This window comes from Vibrio sp. L3-7 (assembly GCF_963898195.1).
Classification (GTDB): Bacteria; Pseudomonadota; Gammaproteobacteria; order Enterobacterales; family Vibrionaceae; genus Vibrio; species Vibrio echinoideorum.
Genome location: NZ_CAWQUW010000012.1, coordinates 295980 through 322844, shown reverse-complemented (window position 1 = coordinate 322844; position 26865 = coordinate 295980). Strand labels below are relative to the sequence as shown.

Here is a 26865-nt window from a genome sequence, read left to right as displayed (position 1 = left end):
TGGGGCGTCGGTTGGCTCAACTCGTTTAGCTAAAGTGGAAAGCCGCAGTTTTTAACTGCGGCTTTTTTCGATCTGTTTTGTTAGGCCTTGATTTGATTTGATTTGATTTGATTTGATTTGCTTTAGCAAGAGCGGGTGAGACGTCTGTTTAAAGCGAATATCAATTGGGCACCTAGGCTTCACGGATATGAGCGGTCACAGAAACGATGGCATGGTCAGTACTGAATTGATCGTTTTCAAAACTTGGATTGATGAGATGATGGTCTAAGACTGTGTAATCCGAGACCTCCATTAAGCTCGATGAATTTTGGCAGTCAAATTCGTTCGACATCAAAATATAGTCCAATACCGAACCTGATGCACCGTAATAGTGGGTCGGTTTGCGTTGCTCTAGTAAGTCCTCTTCGTGCAGTTGATGATAGAGATCCCAGCTGTCTTTCAAGCGAAAGTGGGAAAGCCAATGCTTGCTGTTTTCGTCTCGGTTTATTGAATAACTTAGTAGCCCTTTGAACTCATCGTGAAACAGTGGTTTGTTAAAGTCACCCATTAACACCACAGGCTGATCGGTTTGGTAACGCTGATTGGTGATGTATTGATGGAGCATCTGGCTTTCTAGACCACGCTGGACACTTGATAACCAAGAACCGAGTTGCTCTTGGTGAAGTCTAGTCAACGTGTCACTTTTCGGCTTGTGTTTGCCCGAGGCTCTAGAGCCATCAGCGTTATCCGGAGTTTGCCCTTTTGGTTCAGTAGGTCGCTGAGATTTGAAGTGCACCACATAACAATCAGTCGAGCCTAAATGGGGTAAGGTAATTGTGGCGTGTACTGGCGTTCGGTTGAATGAGAAACTGTCACTAAGATTGAAGGCTGAAAGCAACTCTAAATCGGGTTTAACCGGCTGCACTTTTTCAATCGGGTAGCGAGAGGCGATACCTACGACAGGCGAGGTATACAGGTAATCATCTTCAACATGCGCGTTATCAATGACAGCAAAGTACGGGTAACCAAGTTCCTTCATCAATTGCTCTAAAGACTGCGGGCTAAATATCTCCTGTAAACCAATCACATCGCAATCTATTGAACCAATCGCTTCCGCCATCCAATGTTGCTTCTTTTGCCACTCTTCGAAGCTGTAGATATTCTCAAAATCATAATAAGCATTCGGTGGTTCTAGGTAGTTCAAAAGGTTGAACGTTGCGAATGTTATTTGGTTTGGTTTGTTCAAAGTGTCATTCCATTTAGACCAAGGCGATAAGGATACTCCACTAAAGCACTGATTGTTGATCAATTCGTGGGCTAAATATCACTTGTCGGTAAAGTTAGTTTAATTGAACGTCCCATAACAACGGAACTTTATGCCGTAACAGATAGACAAATTATAGCGCTCTTCTTTTAGACCGTGCCACTCAATTGCTTCGAGTGGGGGCGAGTAATTGTAAATAAACGGTAAGAGATACAGCGCTGATGGTTTTATTAGTTATTACATGATGTTAGATTTGAACCTATACTTGTTTTATCGACTTGCATACAAAGCTGATAATGACTTTCGTATAAAACCGATATTATAGCGATACAACGAATTTATACATTTGAAGGGAGAGTCAAATGGGAACAGTTTTTCGACGCAAAGCCTCGCAGCGCACTCAGTTATTCAGGTTTAACTTAGCCTCATGTGCAGTCATGTTGCCGCTTATTGCTCTACAACCCTCTGTTACTTACGCTTCCGATACCGAATCAACTCCTGCTGTCACTGTTATTGAAACCACTCAACTGGTCGGTTTTGGTGAAGCAAAATATCCTGCCGACTTTTCTCACTTCGATTACGTTAATCCTGATGCCCCAAAGCAAGGTAAAGTGACCTATGGCAGCATTGGTACGTACGATAGCTTTAATCGATTCGGTTCCCGCGGCGTTGCAGCCAGCTATACAGGGGAAATCTACGATACCTTGATGTTTTCTCCGAGCGACGAGATTGATGCGTACTATCCATTGATCGCTTCTAGCATTCGCTACGCGAGTGACTTTTCTTGGATGGAAGTCGATATCAACCCAAATGCTAAATTCCAAGACGGCAAGCCAATCACAGCTCACGATGTTGCCTTCACCTTTGATAAGTTTTCAAAAGAAGGTGTGCCTCAATATCGCGTGTATTACAAAGAAATTGAATCAGTAACCGCTGTCTCTGATTTGGTTGTGCGTATTGAGATGAGTAAGCCAAACCGTGAGAAGCTGTTTAGCTTTGCACAAAGCACTCGCGTACTGCCAAAACATTACTGGCAAGACAGAAAGCTGTCTGAGCCGCTGAGTGAGCCACCAGTAGGAAGTGGCCCTTACAAAATTATCAGCTATAAATCGGGTCAAAGCGTTACCTACGGTCTAGATGACAATTACTGGGCAGCCGACCTGCCAGTTAACGTGGGCCGTAATAACTTTAAACAAGTGCAATACGATTACTACCGAGACGACACGGTAATGCTTGAAGCCTTCAAAGCAGGGGAGTTCGATCTACGAACCGAAAACTCGGCTAAGTTCTGGGCAAACTCTTACACGGGTGCAAACTTCGATAAAGGCTACATCATTAAAGAAGAGATCAACCACGAGAAGCCTGAAACGACTCAAGGTTTCGTCTTCAACATTCAATCTCCTGTGTTCTCTGATCCTAAAGTGCGTGAAGCGTTAACGTACGCGATGGACTTTGAGTGGATGAACAAGAACATGTTTTATGGTCAGTACAAACGTACTCGTAGTTACTTCCAAAACACAGACTATGAAGCGAAAGGCTTACCAAGTGAAGCTGAAGTTGAATTGCTGTCTCAATACAAAGATCAAATCCCACCGAGAGTCTTCACTGAAGAATTTCAACCTTCAGTCACCGATGGCAGCGGCCGTATTCGTAGCCAAATGCGCACCGCTTTCAAGTTATTGAAAGAGTCAGGGTGGGTGCTGAAAGACAAAGTAATGACCAACGAAAAGACCGGCAAGCCGATGTCATTTGAGTTGTTGATTTACAGCCCAACTACGGAACGTATTGCAACGCCGGTTCAAAAGAACCTCAAGCGTATGGGCATCGAGATGAAGATTCGTACTATCGATACGACTCAGTACATCAAGCGACTGCGTGATCGCGATTTCGATATGGTGTCTTCATCGTTTTCCGCAAACCCTTATCCTAGCCCGAACTTAATGATCGTTTGGAACTCTAACTATATTGATTCTACTTACAATACTGCGGGTGTGATGGATCCGGTGGTTGACGCATTAACAGAAGAAATTGCGCGTAACCAACAGCATCCTGAAAAGCTGCTTACGTTAGGTCGTTCACTTGACCGTGTATTGCAGTGGAATTTCTACAACATCCCGCAATGGCACGTTGGTGAATACCGCGTAGCAATGTGGGACAAGTTTGAGCGTCCAGATGTATTACCTAAATACGATTTAGGCATTGATACATGGTGGATTTCAGAAGAGAAGGCGGCTTTGCTTCCTGAAAAACGTCGCTAGGAGTTAGTTAGCATGGCCGCGTATATATTTCGACGTTTATTGTTGGTGATCCCCACGCTGTGGGCGATCATCACCATCAACTTTTTCATTATTCAGATTGCGCCCGGAGGTCCGGTAGAGCAAGCCGTTGCTCAATTAGAAGGGCACAACTCTGGTATCATGGAACGCTTTTCCGGTGGTGGACAAGAAGTTGATTTGAGCGAAAGTGACCAAGCGTCTGCAAGCGGCTATAAAGGCTCTCGCGGGCTTGATCCTGAAGTGGTTGAAGAGATCAAAAAGCAGTTTGGTTTTGATAAGCCGATTCATGTTCGCTACTTCGATATGCTGAAAAACTACGCGACCTTTAACTTTGGAGAAAGCCTGTTTAAAGGCGGCAACGTTATTGATTTAATCATCGAACGGCTGCCAGTCTCCATTTCTCTAGGGTTGTGGAGTACCTTAATCATCTATGTGATTTCGATACCTTTAGGCATCATGAAGGCGATACATCACGGATCTCGCTTTGATATTTGGTCAAGCGCGGTGGTGATTGTCGGTTACGCCGTGCCGGGCTTCCTATTTGCGATCATTCTGATTATTTTGTTCGCCAGTGGTAACTACTTCAGTTGGTTCCCATTGCGTGGATTAGTGTCGAGTAACTTCGACCAACTGAATTGGTATCAACAAATTGGCGACTACTTCTGGCACTTAGCGTTGCCTATTTTTGCAATGGTCATTGGCGGCTTTGCCACACTCAGCATGCTGACCAAAAACTCCTTCCTTGATGAAATCAATAAGCAATATGTGGTGACGGCGCGAGCAAAAGGTTTGGACGAGAGCAGTATTCTCTATAAGCACGTTTTCCGTAACGCGATGTTGATCATTATTGCGGGTTTCCCGAGCGCATTTATTAGTATTTTCTTCACGGGTTCTATGTTGATTGAAGTGATGTTTTCACTCGAAGGTATTGGTCTACTTGGTTTTGAATCGACCATTCAACGAGATTACCCAGTGGTGTTCAGTTCTCTCTATATCATGACCTTGCTTGGCTTGGTATTGAGCATTATCTCTGACCTGACTTACACCTGGGTTGATCCTCGAATTGATTTTGAAGCGCGTTAATGGCGAACGAATAACAAGGTATTGATATTAAATGTTTAATAACCCTTTAGCTGAAGCTCGTTGGTTACGTTTTAAAGCAAATAGGCGTGGTTTTGTCTCCCTTTGGATATTTACCATTTTGTTTGGATTGAGCCTGTTCGCTGAGATCATCGCCAACGACAAACCACTCTTGGTTTCTTATGACAATCAGTGGTTTGTACCCGTTATCAATGAATATTCCGAGACTGAGTTTGGTGGCGAGTTTGAAACTGAAGCCGACTACAAAGACCCGTATGTTATCGAACTCATCGAAGACAATGGATACATCGTGTGGCCAATCATTCCGTTTAGCTACGACACGATAAACTTCGATATTTCAGGCGCGGTGCCATCGGAACCCGATTCGGTGAACTGGTTAGGAACCGATGATAAAGGGCGAGATGTGTTAGCTCGCATTATTTATGGGTTCCGTATTTCCGTGTTATTTGGTTTTATTCTGACGATTGTATCGAGTGTTGTCGGTGTAGTGGTTGGCGCGACTCAAGGCTATTACGGTGGTTGGATCGATTTGCTCGGGCAGCGTTTTATCGAAGTCTGGTCTGGCATGCCGACTTTGTTCTTGCTGATTATCCTCTCTAGCTTTATCGAGCCTAATTTCTGGTGGTTGTTGGGTATTATGGTTCTCTTCAGTTGGATGAGTCTTGTGGGGATTGTTCGGGCCGAGTTCTTGCGCTGCCGTAATTTCGATTATGTGCGTGCCGCGCAAGCGATGGGCGTTGATGATAAGCGTATTATGCTTCGCCATATGTTACCCAATGCGATGGTCGCATCACTCACCATGATGCCATTTATCCTTTCTGGCTCGGTCACCACGTTAACCTCATTAGATTTCTTGGGTTTTGGTCTTCCTGCGGGTTCACCTTCACTAGGTGAGCTCTTGGCACAAGGTAAAGCTAACTTACAAGCGCCTTGGCTTGGTATTTCTGCCTTTGTCGTACTTTCTCTGATGCTTACGTTACTCGTCTTCGTTGGTGAAGCGGTGCGTGATGCCTTCGACCCACATCAACAGAAGTAAGGATAGGTTATGACTTCAAATACAGTTCCTACTTCAAGGTCAACAGCAGAGGCTTCTAATGCATCTCCAGTTCTGACCATAGATAAACTGTCTGTCGGTTTCGGCCGAAAAGATTCGATAGAACAAGTGACGCAAGATGTTTCTCTAGAGATCTACAAAGGTGAAACGCTAGCACTAGTAGGAGAGAGTGGATCAGGTAAGTCGGTCACGGCTAACTCGATTTTAAAACTGTTACCTAAAGGCTCGTCTCATTACTTAAACGGTAAGATCAATTTCTCTGGCACCGATATCCTGAGCTGTTCAGAAAGACAGTTGCGCGGGATTCGTGGTGGCCGCATTGGCATGATTTTCCAGGAGCCAATGGTTTCATTGAATCCGCTTCATCGAGTCGGAAAGCAATTGGTTGAAACTCTATCTATTCACCGAGGAATGCGAACCAACAAAGCGCAAGCCTTGGCTATAGAATGGCTATCAAAGGTTGGGATTCGTTACCCGGAACAAAAAATATCGGCTTACCCTCATGAGTTATCGGGTGGTGAACGTCAACGTGTAATGATCGCGATGGCATTAATCAACGAACCAGAGCTACTTATCGCAGATGAACCTACAACTGCGTTGGACGTGTCGGTGCAAGCGCAAATTCTCGATCTTCTGAATGACCTTCAACAAGAACTGGGTATGGCGATGCTTTTTATCACCCATGATTTGAGTATTGTTCGTAAAATTGCTGATAGAGTCGCGGTAATGAAAGATGGGCGGCTAGTTGAAAGCAACGATTGCCAAACACTATTCAATGTTCCTACTCATCCCTACACGCAAAAGCTGATTAACTCTGATCCAAAAGGGTTACCAGTACCTGTTTCTCCTGACAGTAAGCCTTTGCTTGATGTGGACCAACTTCGTGTTTGGTTCCCGATTACGGGCGGTTTATTCAAGCGAACCATTTCTCATGTCAAAGCCGTAACAGACATGGAGTTCACTTTGAAGAAAGGGCACTCAATCGGTTTGGTTGGCGAAAGTGGTTCTGGTAAATCGACAACCGGTATGGCAATTCTCAAATTGGTTGAAAGTGAAGGCTCGATTACCTACGCAGATGAACAAATTCAAGGCTTAAACCGCCAGCAGATGCTACCGTTTCGAAGCCGTATGCAAGTGGTATTTCAAGATCCATTCTCGGCATTGAACCCAAGAATGTCAGTTGCTCAAGTGATTGGTGAGGGTTTATTGGTGCATCAACAATTGGATGACACTGAACTCGACCAACGCATCTGTGACGTAATGAAAGAGGTCGACCTAGACCCTGAAACTCGTCATCGTTACCCTAACGAGTTTTCTGGCGGGCAGAGGCAACGTATCGCGATTGCACGCGCACTGATTCTTAAACCAGAGTTTATCTTGCTAGACGAACCAACATCGTCACTCGACAGAACGGTCCAAGCGCAAGTGTTGGATTTGCTGAAGTCACTTCAAGAAAAGTATGGCTTAACCTATTTGTTTATCAGCCATGATTTGAATGTCGTGAAATCCTTGTGTCATTACACCATTGTGATGAAAGCAGGAGAAGTAATAGAGAAGGGTGACACGGAAACTTTGTTTGGCAATCCACAGCATGAGTACACCAAGCAACTTGTGAGTCTTTCGAATGTCGGTGGTGTTTAGGTTAGTGGATTACCCATCGAATTAGCACCTATCTTGTGAATACCAATAAATCGCTTCTGTTCTGCAGAGGCGATTTTTCTTTGTAGACACTGAATTTCGTTAAGTCTTCAGATCTACATAACTTACAAACATGTTCGAATTGCCGTGATGGTTCTATTCCTAGGTTACAAATTAATCTTTTCTACATTTTCTCAATCAAAACTTCTTTCTTGTATTGTCATTAATACATTGATTTTAATTACTAAAATCAAAATTTTGGATGGTTTTAGGTTAAATGTATTTGTAAGCAAATGTAGGTGAATGTAACCATTTGACTACTTTATTTTATTGATTAAATTGATGGAATATTGCTTTAAATGGAATTTGGCTAGTTAGAATGATTGCATATTTACTGAAACGTTTTGCTTTAGTCGTACCTACGTTTCTTGGTATTACGATTTTGATATTCGCGATCACGCGTTTTGTCCCTGGTGGTCCTGTTGAGAGGATGCTGGCAAACATGCAGCCTCAGGGGGACGGTGGTGGCGCGTCTAGTCTCGTTGGCCAAAACTCAGCTCTGTCTGAAGATCAGCTTGCTGATCTAAATAAATTTTATGGATTAGATAAACCGGTAACGGAAGCGTATCTCGAATGGTTAGTTCGACTTGTTCATTTTGATCTAGGCGAGTCGACGCGCTACTACGAACCTGTCAGTGACATGATTTTTGAGCGCCTGCCAGTCTCTGTTATGTATGGTGGTGTTACCTTTTTCATTAGTTATTTTATCTCTATTCCTCTTGGTTATTTTAAGGCGATGAAGCACGGCAGCGTTTTTGATTCTGTTTCATCAATCATGATTTTTGTCGGCTATGCCTTACCGGGATATGTGGTCGGCGTGCTTCTTATTACGTTTTTCAGTTATCACTTAGAGTGGTTCCCAATGGGGGGCTTTGTTGACGATGACTTTGACGACTTCAATACTTTCTCAGAGCAAATTACTGATATTTTGTGGCATGCGGTCTTACCTTTGCTTTGTTACCTGATAGGTGACTTTGCGACGTTAACCATGACCATGAAGAATAATTTGATGGAAAACTTATCGTCAGATTACATTCGCACCGCTATCGCTAAAGGTTTGCCTTTCAGAGAGGCGATTCGTAAACACGCACTACGCAATAGTTTAATTCCAATCGCTAGCCACTTTGGCAACTCTCTTCTTTTCTTCATGACGGGCTCTTTCTTAATTGAGGTCATTTTCGATATTAATGGCATAGGCCTGCTTGGTTACGAGTCAATTGTAGAAAGAGATTACCCAGTGGTTATGGGTATTGTCGCAATCAACGCCTGCATATTATTACTCGGCAATATCTTGTCAGACGTTTGCGTTGCATTGGTCGACCCTAGAGTGAAATTTGGAGCGTGATGATGATTAAATTGAACCCGTTGACGTTAAAGCAACTCAAGCGATTTAAACAAATAAAACGTGGGTACTGGTCGCTGATTATTTTGTCCGCGATGTTGTTTTTGTCACTAATCGCAGAAGTGTTGATTAACAGCAAGGCGTTAGTTGTTCGCTATCAAGGCGATTATTATTTTCCAATTGTATCTGATGTTTATTCAGGTAAGACATTTGGTCTGGAATCGTCAGGAGAAGCGAACTATCGATTACTCCAATTGGCACTTCAAGATGAAAATAGTGGTGATTTTGCGATTTTGCCTATCGTGCCTTGGAACCCGTATGAACAAGACTTTTCGGGTGAATATCCTCCACATGCACCAAGTGCTCAAACAAAACATTACTTAGGTACAGATATTATTGGTCGGGATATTTTGGCTCGGCTGGTTTACGGATTTCGTACAGCAATGGGGTTTTCTCTAATAACCATGGTGATTGCATACAGTATTGGTGTCACGGTTGGTTGTGCGATGGGTTTCTTTGGTGGAAAGTTTGACTTAATCGTTCAACGAATCATTGAAACTTGGTCAATGGTGCCGTTTCTCTACGTGATTATGATTCTCGTTTCGATAGCTCAACCAACTTTCATGTTGTTCGTATTAATAAATGTGACCTTCGGATGGATGGGCATTACCTGGTATATGCGGACCATGACGTACAGAGAATCCGCTCGAGAGTATGTGCTGGCAGCAAAGGCGTTAGGCGCATCAACAGCAAGAATCCTTTTTCACCATATCTTGCCCAATACCATGGTAATGATCGTGACTTTGGCTCCTTTCACTATTGCAGCAAATATTACGGCGCTCACTGCTCTGGACTACTTGGGTTTAGGGCTTATTCCGCCAACCCCTAGTTGGGGAGAGCTTCTTCAGCAAGGTAAGTCAAACCTTGATTCCCCATGGATTGTTGGTTCCGTTGTGACAGCAATTGTAGGTGTTTTAGTCATGGTTACTTTTATTGGTGAAGCGATAAGAACGGCCTTTGATCCCAAGAAATATACAGTTTATAGATAAGCACTAGGAAGTGATGATGTACAAATATGGACTATTCGCATTGTTGTTGAGCTTCTTAGCTCAAGCGCAACAAACACCGAGTCATTTGGAATGGCACAGTAATTGGAACGACCCAGTGTTTGCTTCTGATGAGGCTAAGCGTGGAGGAACCTTACGTAGTTTCATGCCTAGCTTCCCGCAAACACTGCGTTCAGTTGGCCCTGATGCGAACTCTGGTATTCGTTTCTATTTAATGGATGGCACACCTAAATTGGCACAACGTCATCCAAACACTGACAACTGGATTCCTCAATTGGCGAATGAATGGGCATTTGGAGACGATCACAAGACAGTGTATTTCAAGCTGAATCCCGATGCGAAATGGTCTGACGGAGAGAACGTAACGGCTGATGACTACCTGTTCATGCTTACTTACTATCGCTCGAAAGACATTATCGATCCTTGGTATAACGATTTTTTCCTTAACAGCATTACAGCTGTCCAAAAAATCGACAGCTACACCATCAGTATCACGATGGCAGAGCCAAAAAGCAATGATGAACTGATGGCGCTTATTAATATGCCGAGTCATGGCGTTCAACCTCGCCCACAGCACCATTTTTTTGATATTAATGACGAAAATCAGGATGGCATGGATGATAACTTCGTCCGTAAATACAACTTCAAATCAGAACCAACAACGTCGCCATATTACATTTCCAAAGTAAATAAAGGCCGAAGCATAACGTTTTCGCATGTTGGTGATAATTGGTGGGGCTACGGAAATAAATACTATAAGAATCGCTTTAATGTGGAAAAGCTTCGCATCAAGGTTATTCGCGATAGTGATATAGCCAGAAAGCACTTTGAAAAAGGAAAATTGGACACGTTTACGATGGTTCAACCTCAACTATGGCATGAGAAAACAAATTCAGAACCCTTTGCCAACGGCTATATTCAGAAATTTTGGGGTTTTAATCAAAGGCCTCAAGGCGCTGGTGGCTTATGGATTAATACCTCGATGCCATTGTTGAACAACATTAATGTTCGAAAAGGAATCACTTACGCTACGGATTTCGATGGCATGATCAAAAATGTATTAAGAGGTGATTATTCTAGGAAACCTCATGCTTTGGGGTTTGGACACGGTAAGTACGACTTAGAAGGCGCAGAGGCGCCACCATTCAGGCCTGAACTTGCTATTGGTTATTTTGAATCTGCAGGCTTCGATGCTATTGGTTCTGATGGCATTCGTATGAATGATCAAGGTGTCCGCCTGAGCTTTAAGATCACCTATGGCTACAATATCTGGACACCAAGAATTGCCTACCTAAAAGAACAAGCCAAGTTAGCTGGCCTAGAGCTAGATCTCAACCTAGTAGATGGTTCTGCTGCGTTCAAATTTATTCTAGAGAAGAAGCATCAACTCGCTTTTCTGAATATGGGAGGAGGTGAGATACCGGCCTATAAAGAATATTTTCACTCGATCAACGCTAACCGTCCTCAAACAAACAGTCATACAAACTTCAGTTCGCCGGAGTTAGACGAACAAATTGAGGCGTTCAGTTCGGAGTTTGATGTTGAAAGAAAACAACAACTATCTCATAGCATTCAAAGACAAATAAAAGAAGCTTACGTGATTGTACCTGGCTACATGGTGCCTTATACACGCGATGCTCATTGGCGTTGGCTTAAGTTTCCGTCTAACCCGATGACAAAGAAGACTGGTGCCATGTTCAATATTTTAGATACCAGTAATTTTTGGATAGATACCGACGTTAAAAAAGAGACTCTGGTGGCTTATAAAGAAGGTAAGGCGTATCCGCCAATCACTGTTATTGATGATCGATACAAGCTCTAAGGGCCAATGATTAATGAACCAAAATGTTGTGCTAAAAGTTCGTGACTTAGAAGCTGAATTCAGTACTGATGACGGCATCGTAAAAATACTAAAAGGTGTGTCATTTGATGTGAAATCGGGGCAAACCTTAGGTTTAGTCGGAGAGTCTGGAAGTGGGAAGAGCGTGACTTCGATGTCCATTATGGGTTTGTTACCAAAGCCTTATGGAAAGGTTACGGCGGGGCAGATAGTTTATCGCGATACGGATCTTACTAATGTACCTGAACACGAGATGCATAAAATGCGTGGAAATCGTATCTCAATCATTTTTCAAGATCCTATGACTGCCTTGAATCCTGTGCAGACTATCGGGAAACAGATTGTTGAAGTTCTTGATTTACACCATAGCCAGATGTCTAAGTCAGAGAAATTCGCTTATGCGATAGGTTTGCTTGAGAAAGTAGAAATTCCCATGCCTAAGCTTCGTTTCGAAGAGTACCCACATAGTCTATCGGGTGGAATGCGACAAAGGGTCATGATTGCGATAGCGCTTGCTTGTAAGCCGGATATTTTAATATGTGATGAGCCTACGACAGCGTTAGATGTCACTGTTCAAGCTTCAATTTTGAAGTTGATAAGAGAGCTTCAAGACGAAACCGGGATGGCTGTGATCTTTATTACTCATGATTTGGGTGTCGTTGCGGAAATTTGCGATGAGGTTGCTGTGATGTATGACGGTCGTATTGTTGAGCATGCAGAGATTTTTGAGCTCTTTGATCATCCGCAACATCCTTATACGAAGAGGTTATTGAGTTTAATCCCTGACCTTAACGTTGAGCCAAAACAAACCATTCAAATTAACCCAATTGATTTGAATGAATTCCCAGAATATAAGGGGAGTTGAGCGTGTCAGAAGTCATTAGAATTGAAGGGTTGGAACAGCACTTTTTATCAGGTAAAGGTTTATTTAAGAAAGGCTACGTAATTAAAGCGGTCGATGGCGTTTCATTTTCAGTCAACCAAGGCGAGACATTGGGTTTAGTAGGAGAGTCTGGTTGTGGAAAAAGCACACTTGGCAGAACATTACTGAAACTTTATGAGCCGTCAGCAGGAAAAATCTTTTTTGAAGGTGTTGATATTACCCATTTCAGCACGAAAAAAATGCGCCCACTTCGTAGAGAAATGCAGATTGTATTTCAGGATCCTCTCGAGTCATTGAATCAGAGGCATACAGTAGGCGGCATACTTGAAGAACCTTTTATTATCCATGGTATTGGTTCAAAGAAAGAACGAAGGCAATGGGTTTTAGATCTACTCGATAAGATCGGATTACCTCACTCCGCCGTAACCCGTTATCCGCACGAGTTTTCTGGAGGGCAAAGGCAGCGTATAGGCATAGCAAGAGCAATAGCATTAAAGCCAAAGTTATTGATTTGCGATGAGTCAGTATCGGCATTAGATGTTTCTGTTCAAGCACAGATATTGAACTTGTTATTAAAAATACAAAAAGAGATGAACCTTTCCATTATATTTATCTCGCACGACCTTTCGGTAGTTAAACACATTTCAGATAATGTAGTCGTGATGAAGAAAGGGAAAATAATTGAGTTTGGAAGTGTGGAAGATGTTTATAAAAATCCAAAAGAAGAATATACAAAGTCTCTGTTGTCTTCTATTCCAATAACGCACCCATCTCAGAGGAAGAAAATAACAACAACGAAGTTAGCTAAGCAGGCTTAAAAATAATTAGAAAAATGACTAAAACTATCAAGCAGAATTTGATTAGGCATAGATAGATATAATACGGAAGTAAAACTTAAGAAGGACAATATGAATAAGTCAATTATGTTGCCAGCGTTAATGCTAGTGGCGCCTTCGCTCGCCCTAGCAAATAATTTGCAAGATGAGTGGGAGTCCAAAAACAATGAAAATCCTTGGTCTGGATACATCAGTGCTGATTATTCTCGAAACGGATATGAAGACAGTGCGTCTTTAGCAAATCGTTCGGCTTCTGCAACGGGCGTTGTCCGATATTCGTTTTCAGACAAATCTCGACTCCAAGTTGTGGCGTCAGGTTATCACTTATCCGATGGTGATGAATATGGCACTAGAGGGCAGTTCTGGAACGATACGTCCATTTCTTGGGGGCGTAATGGATTATTCAAACCAACTGATGGTTCATCACTGAGTGGTGAGGTGAGAATAATATTGCCGACGTCCAAATGGTCAAGGAGGAACGATTTAACGTTAGGAACTAGGTTGAAAGTTAGGTGGAGCGCTCCATTCGATAATTGGATTGAGGGGCTTTCATTGAGTAATACGTTATTACTTAGAAAGAACTTTCACGAATATAAAACAGCCGGTGGTAATCAACTTATTGAATACCAATTGAGCAGCCAATTTTCTCTTGATTATATTTTTGCAGAAGACTTCTATTTTAACATTTTCGTAATGCCTAGACAGTCATGGGATTATAGCGGAGGCACGTTTGATCCAACTCTATTACATGGTGAAGAGGTTGGTTACCAGATAACTAAAAGTGTCTCTATTTCTGCGGGCTTAACTAACGGTATTAGTTATTACAACCCAGAAAGAGGTTCAAATCCTCTTAATGATTTAGTCGATTTAAAGAAAACAACTTATTACGCAGTGCTTAACTATCAATTCTAATATTGCTCCGTTCGCATTGAATTTAGATAGTTAGAAATAAAAATGTAATATAATTATAAATATAGGTAAATTATGTTTAAACACGCAATTATCGCAGCAAGTATTGCCGCAATCCTCAGTGGGTGTGGGGCCGAAGATCGTGCCTATGACACCTATGAAAAACCAACCGAAGAGATTTCTGTTCAATCTTTAGATACGGAATCACTTTGGATGTACATGCCGTCGACTGGCGAAGCTCCTCGCTATGCTATGACTCAGCGTGGCTTTTTCCAAGGCGATCCAAAGTTAGTAACGCTTCGTTTTGATGAAACTAATGGTATTTATGTCGAAGAAGTTGATCGCGATAAGGTCAATGCGACAGATGAAAGTCGTTGGGATACGGAGATAAACCGTGCCCCTGTACTTAAAATTCCTGGAGAATTCCGCCAGTATCGTTGTGCTGAAAATAGCTACGGCGAGTGTACAAATAAAGAAGAAATCAACGCCGATGAAGACGTACCTTGGAGTCAGGCGACGCACTTTGTACCTAAGTATGAAGAGATTAAATCACTATCTCAAGACACAATTAGAGCTTGGTATACCTCCAGTAATGTTACGGAATCTGCAGAGCCTCGTTTAATTTCATATGAATACGATCCTGAGGGTGGGGTAATTAACGTTGAAGTAGAACGAACCTTTACTGCAGAAGCGGAAGATCAATACCAGTTTGGTGGCGAGCTTAAAGACTTATCATTCAAAACACGTTTTTTCTATTCTCTTGTTAAGCTCGATAAGTTAGCAAGTGAAAATTACGAACCTATTTATTATCAAGGCCAAGACAGCGCATACTTTGGGTTTTTCAACGATAGCAAAGAAGTAAAAACTCACACTGGTGAAAGTAACGTACAGGGTTCTCGTTTTTCTTATATTAACCGATTCAATCCCGATTTAGAGTCGATCGATTACTACTTAAGTGACAGCTACTTCGATGGTGGCAATGAAGCTTACCTGCAGCTTACGCTTGATACTATGAAAGAGGTAAATCAGTCATTAGAAGGCACGGGTGTTCCTCGCATTAACATTGTTAATAGTGATAAAAAAGCGGGTGTGCAAACTGGTGACTTACGTTACAACGTATTCAACTTGATCGCGGATCCGGTAGACAACGGACTACTTGGCTATGGCCCTTCTGCGACTAACCCATTAACGGGTGAAATTATTCATGCGCATGTTAACCAATACTTAGGCGTTATTCGCTCAGCAAGTCGTCGTACATGGGATGACCTTGCGAAACGCTACAACCGCCAAGAAATTGCAAAAGTTGAGCCTGTTGTTAAAGCTGCTAAAAGCAGTGCTTCGCCATCGAATGCGGAGCCGACCGAGATCGAATTATTCAACAAAATGATAGAGGAAGATCGAGGGCCTTCGGTCAATGTTCCAGTGTTGAGTGAACGTGAAATTAATTTGGTGGGCAAAGATAATCTAGTCGATTCACTTCCTGAAGCCGATTTGGATTTCAAATACGATACCAGCAATCAAGATCTTGCGTTGCAATCATTCTATAAACGCCAAGATATGTTGAAGCGGTTCTCTGAGCAGAATGTATATAGCGTTGATGCGATGTGGTTAAGTACCCAGTCAAAGGGCTTAGTGAAGGGCTTAGATTATGCCCAAGGTGGTTATTTTGCCGGCGCTGATCAAAGCAACATGAAAACGTGGGAAGAGCTAACGATTGATCAACAGAAGTTAGCAAGCCAAGCGATTTCAAAGCATATGTTTAAATCTACATTGATTCATGAACTTGGGCATAACCTTGGCTTACGTCATAACTTTATGGGGTCAACGGACGAAAGCCATTTTTATACAGAGGCTGAGCTTGCACAAAGCAAAATTGGGCACCTTGATAAGCCAGCGGCTTACAGTTCGATCATGGATTACGGTGCATCAATATTTGATGAACTGCTGACGTTTGGTAAGTACGACAAGGCCGCTTTGCGTTTTGCTTATGCTCGTCAGGTTGAAACAAATGAGCTCATCGTTAACACAAATAGCGAGGGTGATGATGTCGCTGTAGTGGATGCCACTGGAGCTCAAAAGCGTAAAGTCTATTCTTTGGCTGAGTATGACCGTCAGTTATCTAATGACTATAAGGTTTATCCAACGGGTGTTATTGCACACTTGAGAGCTAACGCTGGTCAAAATGGTATTCCAGATTCGTTAGTGAGCTATCGCTATTGTACAGATGAACACACGACCACTAACTTGTTATGTGATCGTTTTGATGAAGGTACAAGCCTTCAAGAAGCTACTGAGTTTAGAATTCAGCGATACAAAGATAGCTATGACACGGTTAACCAAAGAAATGGACGTGAGAGATTTGAACAGTACCATCAATATAATTACTTCTTATATCGAATGGGAGAGTTCCAACAAATTCGAGATATCGTTGAAAATGTTGGTGAAATTGACTTCATGTTTGCTCGTTACTTAGGCGCAAATACAACGAATAACAAAGGGCAAGTTTTCGAAGAAATAGCGGGAAACAACTGCGTGGATTTTCGAGGTAATGCTATTCCATTAGATAATTTGTCTGCAGGTGTTCGTCCAATTTGTGATACCTACAATGCAGCTAATTTAGCGGCAGATTTCTTCTTAGAAGTGCTAACAGCACCAGATAAGGTATGTGAACTTGAAGAATTGAGTGGTGTGGATGGAGTCCCTAACCGCTACCGTTTCGCCAAGTTATCTGATCTTTGGTTAACATACCAAGGCGGCATGTCGCAAAATCGTGATGTTCCAACCAGTTGCTTTGATGAGGAATTAGTTCAGATGTTAGCAAGCCAAGCTAACGAGATCGTCATTCGTTCTGAAACTCGAGATGGAAAAGTATGGGCGAGTTTAAAAGCGAATAACCCTTATCAAACATCGTCTTCTTCTGTTGATTTGTTAGGCGTATGGCCAGACAAACTGTTAGCAGCGCAGATGTTAGTTAAACGTGATACACCTTTCAAATCAACAGAGAATTCGAGCTTAGCGTTGGTTGATATGTCAGACAAAATTTCACATTTATATACGTATCTATCCGACTTAACGGGTAGAGCAGAAGCTCGCCAAGCTGTTTTTGTTGATGGGAAAGGGGGTTACATAGAGACGGTTCTGAAGTACAAACAAGACATTACTGAAACAATTGAAGCGACGCCTTCATATCTGTGGCCAATGAAGCGTTATTTCTCAATGGGTGGTAATGAAGCATTTGTGTATTGGACTGAGGGAGCCAGCCAAGATACGAAGGTGCCGTACTTTGGAACCTTATTGGCTAACCTAAATAAGTATAACCGTGCAAATGAATATGGTTTGAGTGACTCTGTATCTGGGTTTAGCGACTCTATCCATGTCAACTATGCGAATAGTAGTTATGCCGACGAAGATGGGATTAACTTTACTTGGAAAGGGACAAATTACTCGTTGAGTTCACGTAATACACTTGCAAATGCTTTAGCTTCACGAGCTTTGTATACAGAAGAACAGAAAGCGCGTGTAGAGAAACTGAACGGTTTGCCGTACCGAGTCCGTAACGCGCTATCTGTGTTTAAGAATACGCGAGATCGCAACGAAGCTCGTATTATTGCCGTCGGTGATAGAGAGGCGCTTATAGCTCTTCGAGATACCACAAGTTGGTTTATATTTAATCAGCAGTTTGAAAAATATGAAGTAGATGGTAAGAAATGTTTACGATTTAAAGTAGACGGAGAGTCCACTGAAGATCACATGAAACGTAAGTGTAACCCGCAATCTAGCTTAGAGACGGTAAAAAATAACTCGATTGGTAAATTCGAAGATGAAGATCACGATCGTATATTTAATTTGGCACAAATCTTTGGTGATCAGATAGCGGATAACAACACCAGTTCAACGAACGCTGCTCACAAAGAAGTGTACAACTATGACCCTGAAGAGTTAAGACTTTGGAGTACGAACGAATACACAAACTATCGTCGCGCATTTGAACAGTTTCCCGTTTACGATGACTAAACAGGCAACGCTTAGATAAACTCGTAAATCGAACCGATTACCTTGTTAAGGTAATCGGTTTTTTTGAGTATAAAATTAAGAGTATTTAATCTATTTTTAGCTGCATTATCTTTTATTTATATGTTATATAGATGTTTTTGTTATTTTTATAAATAGAAGCTATGTAAAAAGAATGTGCTGAATTTTGATATAAAGAAGCGGTTCGCAAGCTAGCAGAAGGCATGGTGAAAAGGATTTATGACCAACCCGAAACTCGTGATCGTAGAAGACGATCCCATCCTAAGAGAGATGTTACAGGATTACTTTGAAAGCCAATCTTTTGAAGTCGTCACTATTTCTGATGGAGCATTAGCGTGCGAGCAAATTTTAACGATTCAGCCTGACATTGTGCTGTTAGATCTAATGCTCCCCGAGGTTGACGGGTTAACTATTTGCAGGCAAGTTCGAAGTCAATTTAACGGGAAAATACTCATTCTGACAGCTAGTGATGATGATTTTGACCATGTTGCCGCATTAGAAACTGGCGCCGATGACTTTATTAGCAAACCAATTCGTCAAAGAGTCTTACTTGCAAGAGTGAGAATGTTGTTGCGCCGCTCTCCTGAAAGTTCAATAAGCGCTGAGGTGAGTAGTAAAAATGAGTTGGTTTTTGGTAAGTTGAGTTTAAATCGAACGACTAAAAGTTGTAGACATGCAGATCAGGATATTTCAATTGCTGAAAGCGAATTTGAGCTACTTTGGTTGTTAGCATCTTCTCCTGAGCAAGTACTTTCTCGTAACTTTCTTACTCAAGAATTGAGAGGTGTCGACTATGATGGTATTGACCGTTTTATCGACAACAAAATCGTAGTATTACGAAAGAAACTCAATGATATAACCATCCCACCTAAAAAGATCATTACTGTAAGAGGCAAAGGCTATTTGTTTGTACCAGAACGTTGGTAACGATAGCTGAATAAATAATATGCGACGTATCTATTTTGAATACCTAGCTGGACTTACTGTCATTTTCTTAGTCAGTATATATTCCTACGCCTTTATTGTTTACAAGCTAAGCACTGACTATGAATATATTTTACGAGACCATGAAGCAGAAGCTTATCAAGAATTGATTGATGTGGTTTACCGTGAAAAAGGTTTGCTTGAAACGCAGAATCTATTAAAAAGTTATGCGGACAAGACTCGGCAGAACCTACGAATCATGCCTTTTGATAACGCTCCCGAATTAGTGAGAAAAGCGTTTCAGCAACAAGGCCGAAATGTTTACTACCATGACGAATACTTCCTTTGGTTAAGGTTGGTTGGAAGTGATGAGTTATATGAGTTATCTAAGAACAAAGATTCCTATCTGAGGAAGCAAATTAAGTTTGAAAACCGGCTTATTTGGGTTTTTGCCATAACTGGTTTTGCGTTTAGTGGCCTATTTTTAGTTTGGAGAATTAAGCGGCGATTAAACAACCTTGAAATGGCGACTGTTGCATTTTCTCATGGTGAGTTGTTAGAGAGAGCATCTGAGAAAAATAGCATAAAATTGGGCACGTTGAATCGTAGTTTTAATGTCATGGCAGACAAGATAAGGGACTTAATCAATAGTAATAAATCACTGACTAATGCTGTTGCGCATGAATTGAGAACACCAATATTTCGGATTCAGTGGCAAGCGGAATTGCTGAGTGATTTAGCGCCAACTCAACAACAATCTAAAGCGATAGCTCGTATTCTTGCAGATACGGAAGAAATGGAAGACATGGTTGATGAGTTATTATATTACGCTCGTTTGGAAAGGGGTGGCTTTGAGTTACTCAGACAACCTATTGATGCTAATGAATGGTTAAATGAGCGTTGTAGTATTTGGGAAAAAGAGACAAAACTAGATATCATCAAGGTTCCATTAAAAGTTCCCGCTTCTTTCTATGTCGATCTAAAATTATTCAATAGAGCCGTGGATAACATTGTGCGGAATGCTTTTAAGTTTGCTGATACCAAAATCGTGATTGAATTATGGTATACCGACAACGAATTTGTCATTGAAGTTCATGATGATGGTAAAGGTGTTGAAGCGGAACATTGGCCTTATTTGTTTGATCCTTTTTACAGTGCTAATGCCGCTAGGAATAAGGGAAAAACGGGTCATGGCCTAGGGTTGGCTATCGTCAAACAAGTGTGTGACCGACACCAAGCACACGTCACGGTTGGAGAAAGTTACATGGACGGTGCGTGTTTTGCGTTGTCGTTTCCTAGGTTGGAGTTATAAATTCAACATGGTCATTTTGTTGTTTTAAGATTACACTGCGCCCAATATTTCAGAAGTACATACTTAGGTAGAGGTCACCATGGACCAAGAACATTACGAAGACGCTGACTACGAAGGCCAAGAGCTTGGAGAAGAAGGCGAAGAGATTGAGATTGAAGCAATTGGTATCGATGTTTCATCACAGCCAATCGAGCTCTACAAAGTGTTTAAAATTGCTAACCTAGTGAGTGGTGGCGGTGAAGCTAAGCACATCATTTCTGAAGGTTATGTCGCGGTTAATGGTGAATTAGAAACTCGTAAACGTCGTAAAATGTACGATGGTGACTTCTTTGAATTCAATCAAGAGTACTATGTAGTGGTGTGTGATCAGCCAGTACAGGAAGAATCAGACAAGCCGAAAAAGAAAGATGCGCCTAAAAAAGACAACAAGGCGAAGAAAGCTCAGTCTAAAAAATCGCAAGCTAAAAAAGACCAGCCAAGTAAGGACTCAAAAAAGAAAGAGTCTAAGAAAAGCATGGCAGAAATGTTGAGTGCGAAGGCTGAACCGAAGAAAGAGAAAAAAGAGAAGAAGAAAGATAACAAAGCGAAAAAGAAAGCGGATACGCCTAAGCCACAACGTGATGACAAAAGCGGCCGTAACTCGATTGAATTCTTCTAAACTACAGCTCTAAACTGCTGCTCTAAAACTATTCTTTTAGAACTATTCGTTTGAAAATCAAGCAGCGCTAAATCTCGGTTTTGCGTTAAGCAGATATCAAAAGGCTCACTATCTAGTGGGCCTTTTTTGTTGGAGCTAGTTTAATTTGAGGGTAACTCTAGCTGGTTTGTTCTACTTCATTTGACGTCTTAGATCGCTTGAATGAGTAAATCATATAACCGATGACACTTGCCGCAACAATAACAGAGCAGATTCGGATAAAGTTAATCAACATCGGTGCGTTTTCAATAAACTCGTTAATCCCCCAAAGTAAAACGAGAGAGAATACAAACATGACGAGTAGCCCCCAACAAGGTGCATCGACTTTACCCGGAACAACATACCAACCATCTTCTTTGAGCGGTTTGTTCAAACGTGCATATTCTGCTTGTTGACCTTTGATTGTGTAGAGGTGCATTTTTGTTTGTTTACCGGTAAGCAGTAAGCTTGCAGCGTACGCGACAATAGCATTAACTAAGACACCGATAACACAGTACCAAGGCCAAGCAATATCAGTCGCAACAGCAACATACCAAATAGCCAAGAAGCCTGCAGCGACACCAATTAATAGCCCCTTTTCTGTTATATGTTTAGAGTAGAAGCCAAGCACGAACATACAGAAGTTTGCACCCACGAAATATGAACCCGCTTTACTTAATATTTCTAAAACTGAGCCGGTGCTGGTCGCAAACATGAAGGCTGGAATGATGATACATAACGCCCACATAACCGTGAAGAAACGCGATGCTTTGAGGTAATGTTCCTCTGACTCGTTTTTCTTATAAAAGCGTTTATAGAAGTCAGTAACAGAGACGGTAGCCATAGAGTTAAAAGCGGAATCTAGGCTTGACATACTTGCTGCAAGAATAGCCGCAGCGATGATACCCATCAGCCCTGGCATACCATATTCGCTGGCATAGTGCAGGATAATGGTGTTGCCGTTTTCAAACTCTTTACCATCGTAATAAGCGTTAAATAACACGCCTAACAGAATGAATACGAAGTAGATGAAGAAAGCAACATAACCCATCATTAACATCGCTTTTTTCGCATCACCCATACTTTTAGCCGCCATACAGCGTTGAACCATCATTTGGTTACCGCCATACACAGTAGTGTGGAACATTGTCATTGCGATAACGCCAGCCCATACGGTGGTAACTTGGCTCAAATCTAAATTAGTTTGTAATGCATTCGTCATGCCTTGTGACTTGAGACCTTGCATCACTTCGGTCATGGGTTGTGGCATGCCATTCCAAACGGCTTCGATGATGATGAATGCACCAAGAAACAAAATGACCGCTTGAATTACATCTGTCCAAATAACGGCGGCAATTCCCCCCATTACGGTATAGATCAGCGCGATAACAGTGACAATGACGATGCAATAAGTAACGTCGATACCCGTAATGAACTCAAGGATTAATGAGGTCGCATATAAGACCGCCGCTGAGCTTATCGCCTGTTTAATTAAGAAAATTAAAGACAGAGTGATACGCGAGGCTTTACCAAAGCGTCGTTCTTGATATTCATAAATTGAAGTTAGACCGTTGTTGTAGAAAAACGGCATAAACACAGCAACGATAAAGAAAATCACTAAAGGGTAGTTTAGGTGAATAGCGATCACCGACAAGCCTTCTTTGTAAGACCAAGCCGGCCCACCCAAGAAAGACATAGCACTGACATAGGTACACACAACGGAAATACCGATGGCCCACCATGGGATATTTCTATCGCCTAATGCAAATTGGTTAGCGGAAGTAACACGTCTACCAACTAGCGCACCCATAACTAAAGTAAGGACGATATAAGTACCGAGAATTGTCCAGTTTAAAGCTCCAAACTCATACATGCTCACGTCCTTTTAATTGTTCTTCCATTTGCTCAAACAGATCGTAACCAAGCTGTTTCAATATGTGTGCTATATCGATAGCGACCCAGTTTTCCTTAAGTAACTCTCCTTCTCGTCGCCAGATATCCATAACACGAAGCTCGATGTGCTTGCCTGTAGGTGCTAATCCTAACCAGCCACTGGTGCCAGTATGTGTACCGTGCATGTGTGGCCAACCACCTGTGGATACGTAGTCATTTTTGGATAAAATATTGAGCTCTATATCGACACTCCGATCAGGGAAGGCAAAGACAAACGGTCCTTGATGGTGGTCTCGGAAACCTTGGATACCACGTGTCGTACCAATCGCAGCAGGTCCGTACCACATAAAATCGTCATGCCAGTAGTTTTCTAGATCCATTGAATCAAGACGCTTGCCGTCAAATCGACCCAAGCAAGCCAGCATGTCTAGTACTAGCTTTTGGCTTTTCTCACTCTCTTCCGTCTCGATGCTACCTGTCTGTATTCCATCTTGAGTCGCTGGAGCTGGAACTAATCCTGTATGACCTAGGCTTTTTCGTAACGGATTAACGCCAACTTGGTTCATTGCATCAATAAAATCAGGTATTAAATAGGATTCAGTAATTTGACCATCTTGGATGCAGACCATTTCGGTGTAGCGCAAGTAGAGCGTTTTTCCTGTTGCTGGGATACCAAATAACGGTTGTGTAAATGTGCCAACAAAATAACCCGTAGAGTTTACCCAAGTGCGGCCTTCGTATTCACCTTGCATACTGATTGAAGGGCGTCGTTCAACATCAGGTAGCGAGTTTATTAGCGGCAATAGAAATGCTTGCTCAGTCGCACCGATACCAGACACGTCGTTTATCGGATGAGCGACACACCATTTAACGTTAGCATTTAGCATCTCATGGGCTACTTGAGTCCGTTCTGATGAGTGAGCGTTAAAATAGGTTTTGTAGAAATTTTCTATCAAGCTGTTCAACATAATACTTCCTTATATAGTTAACCGATTTGGACTAAAATCTGTTTCCAGACAGCACTTTCATCAAGTAGAGTAAACTCTCTGCGTAGGCCCCAAGGCCCAAACTCTGCATGGCTGATTCCCATGATGTAGACGTCTTTTCCTGTAGGCTTTCCAAACATGCCATAACCTTCATGCTTGCCTTGTAGCGACCAACGAATAGCAGCACGTGGGGACATCATTTCGTCATTGCGACCAATACGGTGATGAATTTTGAACTCAGCGTTCGGAAAGGAAGATCGTAGTGACATCCAAAACTGGTCGATCTCATTATGAGAGAGCGCAGTTTGACCACCCGTGTACTCACCGATACAAGCTCGGTCATATTCCTTTGGGATTACTGAGAACTCAGCACTCATTACACGTCGCAGTATGTCTTCATAGCGCTGACCGTATTCATTGTCGTTACCCACGCCAAGGTAAGGGCCTTGTATGTCGACTTGGGGAGTGAAAGGGTATGGGCATTGTTCAACGCCACCTTCCATTTCAATTTGTTGACGAGCGTACTCTTCTGACGTCATACCTAGTTGGTTTGAAATCGCAGCGATGTCTCGGATCATCCATTCGTCATTGATTTGGTTATTGATGGCATGGCAGTCTGCGATAATTCGAAACTTAAGTGTTTTATTCGTGGCTTTACCAAATACACCATCATTAGTGTGAGTGGCCGTTGAAATGATTCGATGTGATGAAAGCATGCCTTGTTCAGGAGTTCCTGACCAAATAACGTCTTCACCCAATAAAGTACGGTTCGGGAACTCAGCTAGCGTGCCCATGGTCGCGCTGATGACCTGTTCGTTTCCTTTTGTGATGGAGAGTGGTGTACGGACGATAATGTCAGGTGAGTAATAATTATGTAGGGTACTTAGACCTCGATCTTCCCAAATTTCTTTAGTGATACCTAATATGTAGTCTGGAAAATCTTGCCATTTTGAATCAAAGCCAACCATAGCCATTAATCATCTCCTGATGCGTCATAAAATTAGTTATTGGATTATTTTTGGTTACGTATCCAATATTGCTTTTTGTTACGACCGTGTCAATGAGGTGTTTTGCATATGTTTCCTTATTGTGGGTTAGATCTGTTTTTTAACAACTCTCCAAATACGGTTCTCTTTAAGGTGATTAAGTGATGGTTCACTATTTATCGAGTGTATATGAACAACATGATTGGGTTTGAAGATAGTATTTTATTGTTTAAGTTATTGTTTTATTGTTATTTATTTAAATTTGAGGAGAAGTGTGTGAAATCAGAGAATACTCTGTGACGATTTGTCATGTCGAAGTGATGACGAGAGAAAATTTAGAGTAATGATTCTTGTACGATGGGGTTTGATTTGAATTGTTAATTATTTGTTCGAACTTGTTTGGCTTCTAATGGGTTCGCATGCAACAATAATTTTGGGAATGGTTGGATTGAAAAAGCCACTCAAAGGTGAATATCAAGTGGCTTTGTTCATGGGAACGCTTAAGACAATAACTCTGGAAGATACAGTAATAAAGGTGATGGGCATCAAAGCTACGAGTAGAGCGTCTATCCATCTTATTATGGCTCAAGACAAGGATTCAATGGGCACATTAACCACTTGGCTTGCCATAAATAAGTTGGCGACGAGTGGGGGAGTGACAAACCCTATAGCTAGGTTGACGAGTATCACGACCTTTTTTGTAACCTAGCTCTTTGTCGACAAACATGCCGAAAAACAAGCTGTATAGCACACCAATCGCATCGGATTTAATTGGTGTGAACGAGAAAGGATTTATTGGCTAAGTGCAGTACTTCCTCGCTCTATAATGGTGCCGGGTTCAAGTAGGTACTCGCCCTTCGCATCTTCATTATCATTAATACGTTGCATTAAGTCTTCAACGGCACTCTGAACAATTTTGTCGATTGGTTGCGCGATGGTGGTGAGATCATAGCTAGGCCATGATGCCATTGGTATATCGTCGACACCCATAACAGCAAAGTCCCCAGGAATACTAAAGCCTAATTGTCTTAGGCCATCCATGACGCCCATCGCGAGGATATCATTGGCACAGAAGACTGCGTCAGGTTTTGACGTGTGTTCTATCAACTCTTTGGCCGCTTCTAATCCTGCTTCAAAACTGTACTTGGAATTGATGAAGATAGGTGAAGCTGCCTCACGTGATTTCACGGTTTCAGCAAAGCCTAACCAACGCTTGTCACTGGTCATCGATCCGGCATCGCCACTCACGTAAGCTAATTGTTTATAGCCTTTATCAAGTAAGTAGTCTGCGGCTTGCATGCCGGCTTTTTGGTTATCTAAGCCAGCGCTATTCGCGTTGATGCCTTCGGTATATCGGTTAATTAGGCTCAAGTGAACGCCAAACTTCTCACATTGTGCAAACGCACGTGAAGTCAGTCGGCTGGTGGCGATGATCAAACCATCAACTTGGTACTCAATCGCTCGTGAGATGGCGAGATCTAAGTCATCTTTGTCGATAGGGCAAAGTACAACTTGACCGCCGCGCTTTTGAATTTCCATTGCAAGTGCACGCGATTGCAAGTCGTACATTGGGTTCGACTCGCTATCAAGTGCGATTGCGACCAATCCTGAGCGATTGGAAATGAGCCCACGAGCGATGGCATTCGGTGTGTAACCAAGTTTGGTTGCAGCATCCATAACCATTTTGCGTTTCTTTTCACTAATACTTGCGGTTGGGCTAAATGCCCTAGAAACGGTAGATTGAGAAACGCCGAGCATTTTGGCGACATCAATAGAGGTAACTTTCGCTTTTATGGGGAATCTCCTT

The 26865-nt window shown here is 42.1% G+C and carries 19 protein-coding genes; 14 read left to right on the top strand and 5 right to left on the bottom strand.

The window, feature by feature from the left end:
* Window positions 1-172: 172 nt before the first annotated feature.
* Window positions 173-1225, bottom strand: a complete 1053-nt coding sequence (locus AACW75_RS11280) for an endonuclease/exonuclease/phosphatase family protein (RefSeq protein ID WP_145568653.1) — start codon at window positions 1223-1225, stop codon at window positions 173-175.
* 380 nt (window positions 1226-1605) lie between these two features.
* On the opposite strand from AACW75_RS11280, the gene AACW75_RS11275 reads away from it, so the two are divergent.
* From AACW75_RS11275 to AACW75_RS11210, 14 genes are all read left to right on the top strand, one after another.
* The gene (locus tag AACW75_RS11275; protein ID WP_145568655.1) at window positions 1606-3501 is read left to right on the top strand and encodes an extracellular solute-binding protein; all 1896 of its coding nucleotides are present in this window, start codon (window positions 1606-1608) and stop codon (window positions 3499-3501) included.
* A gap of 12 nt (window positions 3502-3513) precedes the next feature.
* The gene (locus AACW75_RS11270; RefSeq protein ID WP_004730359.1) at window positions 3514-4602 is read left to right on the top strand and encodes a microcin C ABC transporter permease YejB; all 1089 of its coding nucleotides are present in this window, start codon (window positions 3514-3516) and stop codon (window positions 4600-4602) included.
* A gap of 31 nt (window positions 4603-4633) precedes the next feature.
* The gene (locus tag AACW75_RS11265) at window positions 4634-5656 is read left to right on the top strand and encodes an ABC transporter permease (RefSeq protein ID WP_145568658.1); all 1023 of its coding nucleotides are present in this window, start codon (window positions 4634-4636) and stop codon (window positions 5654-5656) included.
* Window positions 5657-5665: 9 nt separating this feature from the next.
* Window positions 5666-7315 (top strand): microcin C ABC transporter ATP-binding protein YejF, encoded by a 1650-nt coding sequence (yejF, locus tag AACW75_RS11260; RefSeq protein WP_145568660.1) that lies wholly within the window; start codon window positions 5666-5668, stop codon window positions 7313-7315.
* 376 nt (window positions 7316-7691) lie between these two features.
* Entirely contained in the window at window positions 7692-8717 is a 1026-nt protein-coding gene (locus tag AACW75_RS11255; protein WP_017074025.1) for an ABC transporter permease subunit, read from the top strand.
* Window positions 8718-8719: 2 nt separating this feature from the next.
* A complete protein-coding gene (locus AACW75_RS11250; protein ID WP_029224919.1) occupies window positions 8720-9763 on the top strand; it encodes an ABC transporter permease in 1044 nt (347 codons plus the stop codon).
* 16 nt (window positions 9764-9779) lie between these two features.
* Window positions 9780-11603, top strand: a complete 1824-nt coding sequence (locus AACW75_RS11245) for an extracellular solute-binding protein (protein ID WP_135456736.1) — start codon at window positions 9780-9782, stop codon at window positions 11601-11603.
* 13 nt (window positions 11604-11616) lie between these two features.
* Complete coding sequence (locus tag AACW75_RS11240; RefSeq protein ID WP_145568662.1) at window positions 11617-12486, top strand: ABC transporter ATP-binding protein; 870 nt, start codon at window positions 11617-11619, stop codon at window positions 12484-12486.
* 2 nt (window positions 12487-12488) lie between these two features.
* The gene (locus tag AACW75_RS11235) at window positions 12489-13322 is read left to right on the top strand and encodes an ABC transporter ATP-binding protein (RefSeq protein WP_081324440.1); all 834 of its coding nucleotides are present in this window, start codon (window positions 12489-12491) and stop codon (window positions 13320-13322) included.
* 90 nt (window positions 13323-13412) lie between these two features.
* Window positions 13413-14252 (top strand): hypothetical protein, encoded by an 840-nt coding sequence (locus AACW75_RS11230; RefSeq protein ID WP_145568665.1) that lies wholly within the window; start codon window positions 13413-13415, stop codon window positions 14250-14252.
* Window positions 14253-14324: 72 nt separating this feature from the next.
* Window positions 14325-18263 (top strand): zinc-dependent metalloprotease, encoded by a 3939-nt coding sequence (locus tag AACW75_RS11225; RefSeq protein ID WP_145568666.1) that lies wholly within the window; start codon window positions 14325-14327, stop codon window positions 18261-18263.
* A 237-nt stretch (window positions 18264-18500) separates the two neighbouring features.
* A complete protein-coding gene (locus tag AACW75_RS11220; RefSeq protein WP_017074020.1) occupies window positions 18501-19208 on the top strand; it encodes a response regulator in 708 nt (235 codons plus the stop codon).
* Between the two features lie 19 nt (window positions 19209-19227).
* The gene (locus tag AACW75_RS11215; RefSeq protein WP_017074019.1) at window positions 19228-20517 is read left to right on the top strand and encodes an ATP-binding protein; all 1290 of its coding nucleotides are present in this window, start codon (window positions 19228-19230) and stop codon (window positions 20515-20517) included.
* Between the two features lie 79 nt (window positions 20518-20596).
* Complete coding sequence (locus tag AACW75_RS11210; RefSeq protein ID WP_108111903.1) at window positions 20597-21175, top strand: RNA-binding S4 domain-containing protein; 579 nt, start codon at window positions 20597-20599, stop codon at window positions 21173-21175.
* 157 nt (window positions 21176-21332) lie between these two features.
* Here the strand turns inward: AACW75_RS11210 and AACW75_RS11205 are convergent, their stop codons facing one another.
* The 4 genes from AACW75_RS11205 to AACW75_RS11190 form a co-directional block, all read right to left on the bottom strand.
* The gene (locus AACW75_RS11205; RefSeq protein WP_145568668.1) at window positions 21333-23066 is read right to left on the bottom strand and encodes a sodium:solute symporter family transporter; all 1734 of its coding nucleotides are present in this window, start codon (window positions 23064-23066) and stop codon (window positions 21333-21335) included.
* On the bottom strand, window positions 23059-24054 hold the full coding sequence (locus tag AACW75_RS11200) for a nuclear transport factor 2 family protein (protein ID WP_145568670.1): 996 nt from the start codon (window positions 24052-24054) through the stop codon (window positions 23059-23061). The genes AACW75_RS11205 and AACW75_RS11200 overlap by 8 nt, the downstream gene beginning before the upstream one ends.
* A gap of 17 nt (window positions 24055-24071) precedes the next feature.
* On the bottom strand, window positions 24072-25046 hold the full coding sequence (locus AACW75_RS11195) for a nuclear transport factor 2 family protein (protein ID WP_145568672.1): 975 nt from the start codon (window positions 25044-25046) through the stop codon (window positions 24072-24074).
* Window positions 25047-25850: 804 nt separating this feature from the next.
* Complete coding sequence (locus tag AACW75_RS11190; protein WP_145568674.1) at window positions 25851-26816, bottom strand: LacI family DNA-binding transcriptional regulator; 966 nt, start codon at window positions 26814-26816, stop codon at window positions 25851-25853.
* Window positions 26817-26865: the final 49 nt, after the last annotated feature.

Bases quoted from the DNA above. Each gene is read 5' to 3' on its own strand.
- AACW75_RS11215 (WP_017074019.1), top strand. From the start codon at position 19,228: ATGCGACGTATCTATTTTGAATACCTAGCTGGACTTACTGTCATTTTC.
- AACW75_RS11230 (WP_145568665.1), top strand. From the start codon at position 13,413: ATGAATAAGTCAATTATGTTGCCAGCGTTAATGCTAGTGGCGCCTTCG.
- AACW75_RS11225 (WP_145568666.1), top strand. From the start codon at position 14,325: ATGTTTAAACACGCAATTATCGCAGCAAGTATTGCCGCAATCCTCAGT.
- AACW75_RS11190 (WP_145568674.1), bottom strand. From the start codon at position 26,816: ATGCTCGGCGTTTCTCAATCTACCGTTTCTAGGGCATTTAGCCCAACC.
- AACW75_RS11210 (WP_108111903.1), top strand. From the start codon at position 20,597: ATGGACCAAGAACATTACGAAGACGCTGACTACGAAGGCCAAGAGCTT.
- AACW75_RS11200 (WP_145568670.1), bottom strand. From the start codon at position 24,054: ATGTTGAACAGCTTGATAGAAAATTTCTACAAAACCTATTTTAACGCT.
- AACW75_RS11195 (WP_145568672.1), bottom strand. From the start codon at position 25,046: ATGGCTATGGTTGGCTTTGATTCAAAATGGCAAGATTTTCCAGACTAC.
- AACW75_RS11265 (WP_145568658.1), top strand. From the start codon at position 4,634: ATGTTTAATAACCCTTTAGCTGAAGCTCGTTGGTTACGTTTTAAAGCA.
- AACW75_RS11240 (WP_145568662.1), top strand. From the start codon at position 11,617: ATGAACCAAAATGTTGTGCTAAAAGTTCGTGACTTAGAAGCTGAATTC.
- AACW75_RS11220 (WP_017074020.1), top strand. From the start codon at position 18,501: ATGACCAACCCGAAACTCGTGATCGTAGAAGACGATCCCATCCTAAGA.
- AACW75_RS11255 (WP_017074025.1), top strand. From the start codon at position 7,692: ATGATTGCATATTTACTGAAACGTTTTGCTTTAGTCGTACCTACGTTT.
- AACW75_RS11275 (WP_145568655.1), top strand. From the start codon at position 1,606: ATGGGAACAGTTTTTCGACGCAAAGCCTCGCAGCGCACTCAGTTATTC.
- AACW75_RS11205 (WP_145568668.1), bottom strand. From the start codon at position 23,066: ATGTATGAGTTTGGAGCTTTAAACTGGACAATTCTCGGTACTTATATC.
- AACW75_RS11250 (WP_029224919.1), top strand. From the start codon at position 8,720: ATGATTAAATTGAACCCGTTGACGTTAAAGCAACTCAAGCGATTTAAA.
- AACW75_RS11245 (WP_135456736.1), top strand. From the start codon at position 9,780: ATGTACAAATATGGACTATTCGCATTGTTGTTGAGCTTCTTAGCTCAA.
- yejF (WP_145568660.1), top strand. From the start codon at position 5,666: ATGACTTCAAATACAGTTCCTACTTCAAGGTCAACAGCAGAGGCTTCT.
- AACW75_RS11270 (WP_004730359.1), top strand. From the start codon at position 3,514: ATGGCCGCGTATATATTTCGACGTTTATTGTTGGTGATCCCCACGCTG.